Below are 13,208 nucleotides of genomic sequence, written 5' to 3' on the forward strand. Positions count from 1 at the left end.
CCCTAGTTTCAATTAGCATAGGCAGAGTTGATCACACGCGTCAAGTCAGTGAAAAAGTGCGGCTTGCTAATCGCCCTGGTCAACCTTTAAACTAAAACATCATACAAGGACGTGAAGGACGCACCATGAAATACGCTAACCGGGATCCCTTAAAAAGCCTCGATAATCTGCGCAAGGAGTTATCACCCCGACGCCTGGAATTGAAACACCTTTCAAGTGAGGAACGTCATGCCGTGGATCAAAACCCCCTGGCCTCGTTTCTCTCACTAAAAAAAGAGGAGCCAACCCCCCATGGGTTGTTTAAGAGCGCCATGCTGCCCATTAAGGATATTTTGCTGCTGCTTCAAGACAGTGTTCAGGGCAAATTCAATGATTACCTGCAGGAGGCACTCAATAACGCTGAAATTGAAGTGGCCATCAAGCCGCAAAATCCAGCCGATAGCGACAGCCGCAAAACCCTGGAAATCAAAATCAGGGTCGTCGCCACAGCCATTGATAATTACGCCAATTTGTTAGCCATGGTGTTAGGGAATAAATCGCTGACGTCCGAGGACGAGGAAACCCTCCACCAGGCCCATAAAACGCTGAGTACCGCCACAGGCTATTTGCGCTCGATTGAAATAAAGTATGAGCTCATGCAGTTAAGGGCATTTTGCAACCGATCGGTGAATGAACACCGCTTTAACTGTTTCGGTCTGTTCCAGGCGTTTTCTTCCTGGCACTCTTCGCAATACAATGCCCTGTTGCAATGGTTTGAAGACTTAACGACACAACCCCTGTCAGAATATGAACTGGTCGGTGGAATTTATTGCATACGGACTCAACTTGAATTGATCTCGAATAAAACGGAGCGTCACGCTTTTCGCGATGGGCTGGATACTCTTTTAGCGAAATACCATTACCCGCATCATACCGATAAGGGGCATTACGATTACCTTCGACCCTTTGTCAGCCGCGGGATGCTGTTGAAACTTCAGTTGCCCGAAGCCTTTCATTACCCCTCTCAGGACATTGTCATGGATTTAACCCTGTAAGGCGCCTTGACGCTGGCGCACTGCCTCATAAAGGGAAATGCCTGTGGCCACCGAGACATTGAGACTCTCAACACTGCCCAGCATGGGCAGTGAAAAAAGCCCGTCGCAATGTTCGCGCGTCAGCCGTCTTAACCCATCGCCCTCCGCCCCCATCACCAACGCAATGGACGAACGGCAATCGAGTTGATAAAGGCTTTGAGCCGCTTCACCGGCAGCACCATAAATCCAAACCCCTTCCTGTTTGATGGTTTCCATTGCCCTAACCAGATTCGTCACTCGAACCAGGGGAACTGACTCCGCCGCGCCACAAGCCACCTTACTGACCACCGGCGTGATGCTGGCGCTTTTGTCTTTGGGGATCATGACAAAGCGCACCCCGGCCGCATCGGCTGAGCGTAAACAGGCACCCAGATTATGCGGGTCAGTCACACCGTCTAAAATCAGGATAAGGGCGGGTGACTGGCTTGCTGACAACAGGTCCTTTAAATCACTCTCATTAAAATCGCGAACAGGGGCGGCCTCCGCCACGATGCCTTGATGGGTAAAGGCCTGAAAACGTTGGTTCATTGTCTGCTGATTTAATTTTTCAACGGCGACATGCCGGTGCTCGGCCAATTCCAGAATGGACTGTACTTTTTGATCCAGGCGTTCCTGATTGACATACAGTTTTCTAATGGTGCGATAGGGATTGCCTAACAGGGCTTTGACTGCATGCAAGCCGTAGACGTACTGCTCACTCATGATTATTCCCCTGACTCGACCGGCTCAAAATCAATTTTACGTTCATCGAGATCCACTCGCGCCACCAGGACTTTCATTTTATCGCCCAGGCGATACACCTGCCCGCCGCGCTCACCGACAAGGCGGTGTTTGACGGCATCAAAAGCATAATAGTCATTGCGCAGCGATGTCACATGCACTAAGCCTTCGACGTAGATTTCATCGAGTTCCACAAAAATACCAAACCCAGTTACCGCTGAAATAGTGCCCTTAAAGACTTGCCCGAGTTTGTCCTGCATGTACTCACATTTCAACCAGGCAACCACTTCGCGTGTGGCTTCATCCGCTCGCCGCTCCGTGGCTGAGCAATGCCGGCCCAGGCGATTCATGTCGTCTTCGCTGTAACTGAATTGATCAGCCGCATGATTATCGATCAGGTGACCGATAGCGCGGTGGATTAACAAATCCGGATAACGGCGAATGGGTGAGGTAAAATGGGTATAGGCTGAATAAGCCAGACCGAAATGACCATCGTTGCTTTCATGGTATTGCGCCTGCTTGAGCGAACGCAGCATGACGGTTTCAATCAGGTGTTTTTCCGGTCTGTTAGCAATCATGCCCATGGTTTTTTGAAAATCTTTAGGATGCGGTTTCTTACCCCCGCCAAGGGTCAGACCCAATTCTCCCAGAAACTGGCGCAGCGCCATGATTTTGTCTTCCTCAGGCACCGGGTGAACACGGTAAAGCACGGAGATGGCTGCCTTTTCAAGGAAGCGTGCCACAGCCACGTTGGCTGCCAGCATACACTCCTCGATCAGTCGATGGGCATCGTTTCTGATGACCGGAAGAATGCGTTGAATTTTACGGTTCTCATCGAATTCGATTCGGGTTTCAGTCGTATCAAAATCAATGGCGCCGCGCACTTTGCGTGCCTTGTGCAGTACATGGTACAGCTCGTAGAGCGACGTCAGCATCGGTTGCAGTAACTGGTATTGCGGATCGATGGTGTTGCTTTCCATCCATCGCCCCACCTGGGTGTAGGTTAGCCGTGCCTGGGAGTGGAATACTGCCCGGTAAAAACGGCTGCGAGTAATTTTTCCTTCGGCACTGATGGACATCTCAGCCACCATGCAGAGTCTGTCAACCTTGGGGTTGAGCGAGCAAATGCCATTGGATAAAGCCTCAGGCAGCATGGGCACCACTTTCCCTGGGAAATACACCGAATTGCCGCGATTCGCCGCTTCCCTGTCCAACGCCGAATCCTTGGCCACGTAATGGCTAACGTCGGCAATGGCCACATACAACTGGTAGCCTTTTCCTTTTTTGTAACAATACACCGCATCGTCAAAATCCTTGGCATCTTCACCATCAATGGTTACAAAAGACAAATGCCGTAAATCCGTACGTCCCTTTAAATCGCTTTCTTTGACCTGCATGGGAATTTTAGCCACTTCCGCCAACACCTCGTCGGGCCAGGAAGCTGGAATGGCATGGGCATGAATCGCGACTTCAATTTCCATCCCCGGCGCCATGTGCTCGCCAAGAATATGGATAATTTTGCCAATTGCCTGGTTGCGTTTGGTGGGAAAGGCGATGATTTCGGCCAGCACAATCTGGCCATTGCGGGCATTACTCGCAAATTCGAGAGGAATGGAGATATCCTGCGTCAGACGTTTGTTATCGGGAATTAAAAAGCCGACCCCGTGCTCGGTAAAAAATCGCCCGACGACATTGGTGTTGGCGTGTTCGACGACTTCATGGATTTTAACTTCCGGACGTCCGCGGCGATCAACACCGCTCTGATAGACGAGCACGACATCGCCATGCATGACTTCGCGCATGTCCTTGGCTGAAACCACCATGTCGTCACTGCCGTCATCAGGAATAAAGAAACCGTACCCGTCAGGATGCCCCTGAATGGTACCGCGTTGCAGGTTGATGCGCCCCAGCAGACAGAAGCGACCTCGCCGATCCTGCATGATCTGCCCATCCCGCACCATGGCCTTTAAGCGAAAACCCAGGGCTTCCTGCTCCTGCTCCTCAATCTCGAGTTTTTCAATTAATTGATTTCGAGACATGGGACGTCCGTATTCTTCCAGTACCTGCATAATCCATTCACGGCTCGGAATGGGCAGCTTGTATTTTTCCTTTTCCCTCTTATAGTGGGGATCTTTGCGTTTCTTACTCACAGTCACCTGTCTTTATACTGATTCCCTACAGTCTATCACTGATTAGGGCGAAGGGGGTAATCCAAATCCATTTCCGCCCAAATGCGTCAACAATGCCGAAAGCGTCATGTCTTCACCGGCCCAATAGGTACCGCTTGACTGTGCAGGCATCGTCACAACCGGCCATTGGCAGACCGCAATCGCACCGGTGCAGGGAATTTGCTGCTCATGCCCTGGTTTGGACTCGATACAGCTTAATTCAAAAGCATCCTTATCCAGCGACAGAGCCGACCATTTATCGCTTTGTAAGCGGCTGCTCCACCCAGCGCTTGCGCTCGGATCAGAAACCGGATGGGTAATCCAGAGATCATTTTTAGATAAATTATGAATCAAAATCAACACGGGTTTTTTTGCCGACAACATCACGGACTCACCCTGAATCGCCACAGGCTGACACGAAGCAGGGGCTTGGTCTTCTTGTGCTTCAACAGCCGCAGAAACGAGCATTAACAGGGCTAACAGATACTTCATGGGGCACTCCTCTTGGGTACACGTAAAATTTGCATGTAAGCTAACTTGGCAATCCGGTACAAGTAAAGTAGTCTTGAATAAAAAATTCAGGAAATTGAGCGTGCGCTTCCTTGCAAAGCTGCTTTTAGTGTTACTCAGCGTTAGTGTTTATGCCCAGACCATCCGTGTGGGTACCGGCTTGTACGCGCCTCCTTTTGAAATGCAGGCAGACAGGCAAAAGAACATGTATGGCTTTGACATTGAGCTCATGCAGGAAATTTGTCAGCGTGCAGGCTGGCGCTGCCAATTTAAGGGGATGCTCTTTGAACAGTTGTTTACTGAACTGAAAGACAACACCATTGACTTGGCGATCAGTGCCATCAGCATTACCAGCGAGCGCCAGAAACATTTTTTGTTCAGCCTGCCTTACATGGCCAGCGGCGCCCAGTTTCTAACCAAAAGCCAATCACCCATTCATACCATCCTGGATATCCGCAATCAACGCGTCGGCGTTGAACGAGGCACCGTCTTTAAACAAATGCTTCAGGCGCAATACCAGGATGCCATCGACATCAGCGAATACGCTACGCAGCAGGATGTCTTAAACGCATTGAGTAATGAGGATGTCGATGCGGTTCTGATTGATACGGGTGCCGCCCAATACTGGGTGGTCAATAACAGCGGCTTGTTTAAGGCCGTCGGTGACAGCCTGCCCGTAGGCATAGGCTATGGCATCATGGCCAATCAAAACCGCCAGGATCTAATTGAAACGGTTAACAGGCAATTGCTGGCCATGGAAAACGATGGCGCCTACCTTAAACTGTATTCCCGCTATTTTGGAACCCTGAGTTTGTAGTTCGGTAAAAGTACAACACTGGCTTTAAGTCATGGTACACTAGGCCTTTTGCCAAGGTCAGACGTCATGAACACCCTCGTCGTGTCAATCAAACAGTTACACCCTCATCGCATTATTGAATGGAAACAGCAGGGCATAACCACCCGTGAAGAAGGCTTTTTGGGCCTGGTGGAACAAAATCACGCCTTTAATTATCAGTTATGGCATGCTGAAGATCGGGCACGGCGTGAGGACATGGGTTTTGAATTCGTTTACAAGGCTAAACGCGAAATTGATTATTGCAACCAGCAGCGCAACGATCGCATGGAATCCATGGATCAATGGCTTTATCAGCAGTTAGAACCTCAGGCGGCTGATGCCTGCCCGGTTCACTCGGAAACACCCGGCATGATGATTGACCGCCTCTCCATTCTGGCGCTTAAGGCTTATCACATGCAGGAGCAGACAGAACGTTCCGATGTTGACGAATCCCATCGTCAAACCTGTCAGCGCAAATTACTGATTATCCATGCGCAGCAACAGCAGTTATTGTCGTGCTTAGCGCAATTACTGGATGAGGTTAAAAATAAACAGCGAACTTTCAGAGTTTACCATCAATTTAAAATGTATAACGATCCTAGTTTAAACCCGGAGATGTATCGTCATCGTTGAAATGGGATGGTTGTGAAGAAGTACGATGTGGGATTGGAATAGGTTTGGATTGAGACGGGGTAAAAAAGCCAGGCCAGGAAGAAGTAAGATTAGAACGGGAACCAAATTTTTTCACCGGCGGATTTGGTTCCCGTCGCGACGAATCGGTCGATGGGAGCTCCATACCGGGTGCGTCTTGCTCCTCATCCGATGCTCCTTCTTCATTAATCAGCAACGGTGAGTCGGGGCGCGCTTCACTGTCTGTCTCCTTAATCAAAGGCATTTGATCGAGCGGCGGGCGGCCAAAGCCGCGTGCCAGTGCCCTTAAAGCCAGGACTGCGGCATAAAACAGGGACATGACAGCACTCACGCCCAGCATCACCGGCGTATCCTGATAATGCCCCTTGTCATTCATTTCCTGCAGGGGATTCATGGAGTAATCAACCGCCTTGGAGCCTTTCCCCAAACCGGAAAAGAAGGAGCGGACCACTTCAAACCACTCTTGAAAAAAGTACTGCGGCGAATAATCCAGAGTCAACCCGCTGTGAATGGCGCTTTTTACTTCCTCATCGACATTCATTTCCTGAGCAGAATTTTTGATATCCTTAATCTTTTCCAGCATCTCGGCCAGCGGCTCATAAGGTTTCTCCCGTCCCTTCAAGGTCTGATGATGACGCCAGTTCTGGATGAGGGATTGGCTGATGAAGCCAATCAGTAAGGCCATCCCAAGGCCTGCTCCCAGAATTAACAGCAACGGTGGAAAAGGGGCTCCTGCCAGAACAAACACCGTGCCCAAAGTAAATAAAATACTGGTGACAGCGCTAAAAGCGGCCAAACCATTTTTAGCCCCGGCTAAAAAGGCGGAGGTGTAGGACAAGGTCAGTAAGGACTGTAATTCCTCCCGCTTGCTTTCAAATTCCTGCTTAATGTGGTGGATTTGACGGGAAAGCGCATTGCGTTCTTCTTCCAGTTTCTGAATGGCTTCGTTATTTTGTTCTGTGGGAGCAAATTTGGATAATTCGATGGAAAGCCGCTGCAACTCATTCAGCAATTCAATGATTTCCTGGCCATGCTCTTTACTGTAAAGCGCCAGTTCAACTTTCGCCTGAGCTATCAGCAGTTTCTTTTGGAAATCGTATTCCTCATAAATACGAGTGGCTATGCAAATGAGTGAGAAGACCATGCAAAAGACGGACAGGGTCACAAAGACCGGCCAGGCGGTCGGGGCTAAAAAGAGGATGCCCACGTACAGATAGAGGCTGTCGATGGCTCCCCCTAAAGCCGCTGAAAACAATGCGGCACGGCGGGTATTCAGTGTCTGACGCTGTATTTTTTCTCGCAGCAGCTGACACTCTTCTTTGCTTAAAAATTCCGCGTTTTGTATTTCGTCCAGCAAAAGTTTGTTCGCTTTCATCATGTCTTTGCGCTGGCTCAGCATGTAGCGGAACCATAAACGGTTGGCGATGGCAATGCCACCAAGCGCCAGAGCCAGAGGCAACATGAGAAAATTGAGGTTAGTACCGCCCAGCACATCCAGCATCTGAATGGTGCTGCGTACCCCTTTATACGCATTTTTCAAGCCTTTCATGGTGTCGCGGCAATAAGGCCAGACAACCGCGATGAAGCGTTTTAATTTGTCAGGGTTGTCATCGAAGTGGGTGGCCAGCATGGCGAAAACAATGAGAGTAATGGATTCTGTTGCGGCGACGGCGATACCGGCAGGCGACATTAGCCATTCATGCATGACATCCGAAGACGATCGATCACTGTTGGTCAGGGCAACATCGAAAAAATACTTGAGTGTACTGTAGGAAAGATTCCAACCGTCAAGGCAAGCATAAGCCAGATAGATTTTACCGTTCGTATGTAACCATTTGGCCAGTAACCGGCTTTGCGCATCCATTCTGCCAGCAATCAGATAAACAGTTTCATCCGAATCGTTTTGGGTATCAGCAGTTTTGGGGTTGACCTCGGTCATGCTTATTTAGTCTGTGCATTGCCAAAGATGCGCGCATTCTACCGAAATCATGCGTTTTTGACAAGAAAATTCGCACAATGACTCAAAAAAAGTCAAAAATGGCAAGGCCATTGCGTATGTTACCATAATAAAAATCACTATTCCTATTACTTTTCATTGATTCAACATCAATTATTGGCTTGCCAAGCCGATAAAAATTGAGTATAAAGAGAATTGTTTGCCATTTATTTAGTCAACCATAATGTTTATAAGCCAACCCATACTCTGTTTTGATTCTTCTGTCTTAAACGTGTCAGCGCGTTGCACCATGCATGTCTTGGCCTCCTGCGTTTCTCCTGTGGTGAATGTGGCCGCCTAGGCCCTCGACTCCCTCCCCAATTCAGACCACCATTAACCTTTTTTGAGGAATCGCTTTTTATGCCGCACTATAAATCCATCTTTGTCTATGGCTTCGCCATTTTTGCCATGTTTTTTGGCTCAGGCAATCTCGTTTTCCCCCTCGAAATAGGCCATGCCGCAGGCGGCAGCTGGGTGTATGGCTTTTTTGGATTATTGCTGACCGGTATTTTTCTGCCGCTGGCCGGGCTGTTTGTGATTAAACTGCATCATGGCGACTACCGTGCTTTTTTTAATGGCGCTGGAAAACTGGTTGGCGGGTTGCTGCCGCTGTTGATGCTGGCTTTGCTCGGTTCCTTTGGTGTCGTGCCGCGATGCATTACCGTCGCCTACGGCAGCATGAGCTACTTAATTCCCCAAATTCATCTTTTGCCTTTCAGCCTTTTCTTTTGCCTCGTCACCTTTCTGTGCTGCCTTGACGATCGCATCATGGTAAAAATTCTCGGTAAATGGATGAGTCCGGTCTTAATCATAACCTTACTCATCCTGATAGGTATGGCGGTTATCCAGTCCCCGGATACCACTCAGGCCCTCAAGCCGTCCATTTCATTGACCAATGGCTTTCTGACTGGCTATCAAACCATGGACTTGTTTGCTGCTTTCTTTTTTTCTGCCTTGATTTTTAATCAGATTCAGCAACAATTTCCAAACGCCGATCAAGGCGACATTATACGCTTTGCCATCAAGCCGAGCCTTCTGGGGGCAAGCCTTCTCGCCTTAGTATATCTGGGCTTTGTCTACATGGGGGCACATTACCAGGCCCTGCTTGAACACGTGAAGCCTGAACTGATGTTACCGGCAATCGCTGCCAATACCCTGGGCAGCCGGGCTACCCTTATCATGGGTGTCGCCATGTTCTTTTCCTGCCTGACTACCGCTGTGGCGCTGAATAATCTGTTTGCACGTTACCTGCATTCGTCCTTAAAGCTGAGTGAAAACCGTTTTCCATTCCTTCTTGCTGGCACCACCCTGACGTCGTTTATCGTCTCACTGCTGGACTTTAGAGGCATCGCTGCGTTTTTAGCGCCTGTCCTTGAAATGACTTACCCCGGCGTCATTGCCCTGACGCTGCTTGGCCTTATTTTGCGGAAAAAGCCTGCCCTTAAGGCACTGGCCTTTTACAGCATTACCGTCATGACCTTATTGATAGCGGGGCTTTCACTCGTTAGCTAAAATCGAATACTATCAAACGCAGCAAAGGAATAAATGTTTGAACAGGGTATTGGAATGGGCAAAGAGACACAGCAACACAACCAGGATCTGGAAGAGATGGACAAACGCTCTTCCAGAGCTCGGGAAGAACAGCGTCTGAACGCCAGGGAACGGGTTAACCGAGCATTTAAATGGCTGAGTGACGCCAAAGGAACACTTTCCCGTCAAACCCGAATGATGGACCCGTTAATCGAGAATCATCAAAGCGCATGCCATGACGCGGACAGTCAGTTTGATCCGCTCATCAAGGAAAAGCAGCAGCAACTGTTGCAGTTGGAGACAGAGCATCAGCAACTGACCATGGAAATAGAAACCCTGGCGCTGCAGATTAAAACCCGCAAAGAACATCTTTCAATGGCAAAGGCACGATTAGGCGAATTCCATAAACGCTTAAGCGCCGATAAAGGGCTCTACATTCCGACTGACATCCCTGCTCAGGAATTACAGACCTACCTTGAATGCTCCTCTTCAAAAATGACGGCAGCCATTGACCGTGTTTATGAAAACCAGCGCCGTGGGAAGACCTATTTTGGTTTCAACCGTCACAATGTTCATCAGCATTGGCTTTATTACACGACTTTTTTTCAAGCCACTGAAGCTGAAGAAGACTTGTTTGATCTCTTGAGCTACTTCAGGGAAAAATTAAAATGGATTGATTACGAATTAACGTCCTTTGAGAGCGGGGAGGTTTTGGAACAGGGCACCCCTGAGGGGGAATTGGCGCTAAAACAACACCGGGATACCGCTTTTTTGCCTGAGAGAAATCTCTGGACCCTGAGGGCAGACGAACGCCAACTTCTTAAGAAAAAGGAAGTGCTCCGTAAAATTCACGAAACAACCCTTAAAGAAAATCAGGCGTTGCTGCAGGCAAAAGCCTTAGTCCTTGAGCCCTCAGAACGAAGCCTCGAAGCCATGGAGAAGCGCTTGCTGCAAAGCCAATACACGGTACAGCTCGCCTATTGTGAGCATCAGCAGGCCCAGCTGGCGTTGACTATCCTTAAAATTGAATCGGGGCTGGTTCAGCTGGCAGAAGAAACAGACGCGTCGCTTAAGTGGTTTCAGGAATTAAAAACAAAGGAGCCCGATGAGGCATTCCAGTGCTTTTTAACCAAGACCGCGTCGGAGGTGTCGGCAGGCATGCATGCAGCTGCCCTCATCACCTCACGTCCATCGTTTCATGACTTGCCGCTCAGTGAACTGGCCGCCGCGCTTGAACGCGGGCGGATTAAACAAACAAAAAATCTCGAGGCTTTAATCGACGCCTGCCGCAAAACCGCACCGGATCCTCAACTCAACGGGTTTCAAGATAACCTGTTGGCGGAGTTTGAGCGTTTACAGGAAAAAGGCGTGTGCCTTACCGCATCATACAACCAAAAAGTGCAACAGCTGCATACCATGTCTGACGTCATGCGGTTGATGAAACAGAAGAAGGACATTGAAACTGTTTTAACGCGACTCGCCAACGAGGAAAAGACGAGGGAGCCTGCCCTTCTGGTTGGTGAATTACAGCCATTGCGAACGGCAACAATCAATCTTCTTGGCGAGATGGAAAAACGCAACGACCCGACTGTTGTCAGTCATTGTAAACAACTCCGCCAGGCGGCAACCTTAATCGAATTTCAGCTGGCGCGTTACCAGTCCGCGGATGATTTACTGCAATTAACCAAACAACAGCAACGCATTGCACAAACGCTTCACATCGTCAGCAAGGAAGCGGTTGTCGAAAGCAACCCCAGCGCACGAATGCGTGAATTGAACGCACTAAGCCTCGACACCGCAGCGGTGTTGGAAGCCACAAAAGGAAATCAGAACAAGGAGGTGGCGTCTAAACGGCTTAAACTGGATACCCTGCTTTCCCAGCTTAAACCCCACGTGATGCGTTATGAGGAAGAAAATGACAGACGCGAGGCCTGCGACCTTTTACACGATTGCAATGCATTAATGGGCCGCTTTAATCAACACGGCAACCGCGCTGGTTTGTATGAGGCCTATAAGGCTTTTTTTGACAATGGCCGTTTGGATCAGCTTTTACACCGCTTAAAGTCGAGGCCGAGCACGCCCCTTGTCGAAGACTTGTTGTCTAAAATCAACGCGATGGCATTGCAGCGCGATATACTGGCGCCAGAAACATTATCAGAACGGCTGTTTTTTGGCGAGGCGCCGCCGCCATCTCCCATTATTCTGGCGTGCCGTGAACCTGAAAAAATCAGTCGCGAGAAAACGATAAGCTTTGATTTACAACGGCTGGATAACTACTTGCTGGAACGCTCCCGGACCTATTATGTTAAAGATAAAATCAGTCAATGGACCTGTTCTTTGTTTGCCCCTACCGGCTACCGAAGCGATAAGGAGCGGCGTACCCGTTATATTTTTGATTTGAAAAGCGAGCTTGACCTGTATCAAAAAGAACCCACACTGGATAACTATCAGTCACTACTTAATTGCCTGGACCAGGGTATAGCGCATTTTTCACCACGGGCGAGCGCAGGCAAAGGCTACGAAAAAAGTCTTCGCGCTCAATTGGAGACACTGAAACGGCAACTCCCAGTCTCTGCGCCCCCTGACTTTGAACACACTGAACCGAACCCATCAGTCAAGGGATAACTGGCCGATGAGGGTATCCATCAGGGTCAAAATATCGTGAAGCCGGCGCGGCTGTCTCACGGGGTCCGTACGGCACAGGCAGTCCAGCAGGGAAGCAAGGTTTAACAGACGAATCGTCACCTGCCACTGGTCTGGCAGTAGGCAGGTTGCCTGGAGGCCGCCAACAAACGACGACACCCAGGACACGGGCATGGCATGCGCATAACGCAACATGTTCGCCACATCCCAAAGCGGTGATCCGGCAAAGGCAAACTCCCAATCAAGAATAGCGGTAATACGCCAGGCTCCATCCATTTTATCCACCAGCAGGTTGGCAGGATCGTAGTCGCCATGGACCAGGTGCGCCGGGTATTCATTGGGCAGGCAGGCGACAAAACGGATAAAACACGCCGCTATTCTCTGCCTTTGCACAGTAGAAAGTTGGGCTAAGGCAGTCGGATGCGTGAGTTGCTTGTCAACAAAGGCCGCAATGGTTGGGTTTTCAGGTTTTATGATACGCAATTCCCGGTCAAAAAATCCCGCGGATTTAAACCGGTGAGTCTGGATTTGGCCCAGTAAAACCCCGGCCTGATACAGCAGCGAATCACCGTGTTGTTTTTGGTTGCCAAGCAACACCTCGCGAAGACTGATTCCCCGGCAATAATCAATTAAGGCAAAACGATACCCCGACTGAAACCCGACAAACCGGCTCTGCGGGACAGGCAGCAGCGATGCCAGGCGGCTTGCCAATTGCTGCTCACGAAAGGCAGCGTCCTGATCGCGCAGGTAAATGCGAAGGACATACACCGGCTTATGCTCCTGACGAATAAGAATGGAAGAATTGGCACATCCGCCCCCAAGCCGCTCCCAGCGGTAGCGTTTTCTGTCTGGCAAGGCTTCAGAGACCATGGCGTCGATAACAGCATTGGACAAGGCAATACCTTGTCCTGCCGCCTCCCAATTGACTTTAAACATCATGCAATTCCAAACCGCCGGCACGAATGCCGGTTTTTTTGATTAAATTGAACACAATTTTAGCTTAAAAAAACAACAATTACTCCCCCTGATGCAAGAATAATGCTATAGTACGGCACTGATTTTATACGCAATTCCCCTTACTG

General features: G+C 49.5%; 10 protein-coding genes. 5 read left to right on the forward strand and 5 right to left on the reverse strand.

Translation table 11 applies throughout. The annotated features are described in order from the left end of the window. The first annotated feature begins 125 nt into the window (after window positions 1–125). Complete coding sequence (locus tag GH742_RS14315; protein WP_203455523.1) at window positions 126–1,034, forward strand: hypothetical protein; 909 nt, start codon at window positions 126–128, stop codon at window positions 1,032–1,034. Here GH742_RS14315 and rlmB read toward each other — a convergent pair. Genes rlmB through GH742_RS14330 form a run of 3 tightly spaced genes read right to left on the reverse strand, consistent with a single transcriptional unit; the run spans window position 1,023 to window position 4,453 of the window. Then, the gene (gene rlmB, locus GH742_RS14320; RefSeq protein WP_203455524.1) at window positions 1,023–1,775 is read right to left on the reverse strand and encodes a 23S rRNA (guanosine(2251)-2'-O)-methyltransferase RlmB; all 753 of its coding nucleotides are present in this window, start codon (window positions 1,773–1,775) and stop codon (window positions 1,023–1,025) included. The genes GH742_RS14315 and rlmB overlap by 12 nt on opposite strands. A 2-nt stretch (window positions 1,776–1,777) precedes the next feature. Then, window positions 1,778–3,943 (reverse strand): ribonuclease R, encoded by a 2,166-nt coding sequence (gene rnr / locus GH742_RS14325; RefSeq protein ID WP_203455525.1) that lies wholly within the window; start codon window positions 3,941–3,943, stop codon window positions 1,778–1,780. Between the two features lie 42 nt (window positions 3,944–3,985). Then, a complete protein-coding gene (locus tag GH742_RS14330; protein WP_203455526.1) occupies window positions 3,986–4,453 on the reverse strand; it encodes a hypothetical protein in 468 nt (155 codons plus the stop codon). 100 nt (window positions 4,454–4,553) lie between these two features. On the opposite strand from GH742_RS14330, the gene GH742_RS14335 reads away from it, so the two are divergent. Together GH742_RS14335 and GH742_RS14340 are read left to right on the forward strand one after the other, a co-directional pair. Next, the gene (locus tag GH742_RS14335; RefSeq protein WP_239005225.1) at window positions 4,554–5,288 is read left to right on the forward strand and encodes a transporter substrate-binding domain-containing protein; all 735 of its coding nucleotides are present in this window, start codon (window positions 4,554–4,556) and stop codon (window positions 5,286–5,288) included. Between the two features lie 66 nt (window positions 5,289–5,354). Continuing rightward, window positions 5,355–5,939 carry a DUF4254 domain-containing protein gene (locus GH742_RS14340; protein WP_203455528.1) on the forward strand — a complete coding sequence of 195 codons (585 nt, stop codon included), beginning with the start codon at window positions 5,355–5,357 and terminating at the stop codon, window positions 5,937–5,939. Here the strand turns inward: GH742_RS14340 and GH742_RS14345 are convergent. Beyond that, complete coding sequence (locus tag GH742_RS14345; RefSeq protein ID WP_203455529.1) at window positions 5,905–7,896, reverse strand: hypothetical protein; 1,992 nt, start codon at window positions 7,894–7,896, stop codon at window positions 5,905–5,907. The two genes, GH742_RS14340 and GH742_RS14345, sit on opposite strands and share 35 nt — an antisense overlap. 417 nt (window positions 7,897–8,313) lie before the next feature. On the opposite strand from GH742_RS14345, the gene GH742_RS14350 reads away from it, so the two are divergent. Beyond that, window positions 8,314–9,465, forward strand: a complete 1,152-nt coding sequence (locus GH742_RS14350) for a branched-chain amino acid transport system II carrier protein (protein WP_203455530.1) — start codon at window positions 8,314–8,316, stop codon at window positions 9,463–9,465. A 33-nt stretch (window positions 9,466–9,498) separates the two neighbouring features. Then, complete coding sequence (locus GH742_RS14355; RefSeq protein ID WP_203455531.1) at window positions 9,499–12,108, forward strand: hypothetical protein; 2,610 nt, start codon at window positions 9,499–9,501, stop codon at window positions 12,106–12,108. On the opposite strand, the gene GH742_RS14360 is transcribed toward GH742_RS14355, so the two are convergent. Continuing rightward, window positions 12,094–13,065, reverse strand: coding sequence for a phosphotransferase family protein (locus GH742_RS14360; protein WP_203455532.1), 972 nt, complete (start codon window positions 13,063–13,065; stop codon window positions 12,094–12,096). The genes GH742_RS14355 and GH742_RS14360 overlap by 15 nt on opposite strands. Between the last annotated feature and the right edge of the window lie 143 nt (window positions 13,066–13,208).

Origin of the sequence: Legionella sp. MW5194, assembly GCF_016864235.1 — a bacterium.
Taxonomy (GTDB): Bacteria; Pseudomonadota; Gammaproteobacteria; order Legionellales; family Legionellaceae; genus Legionella_C.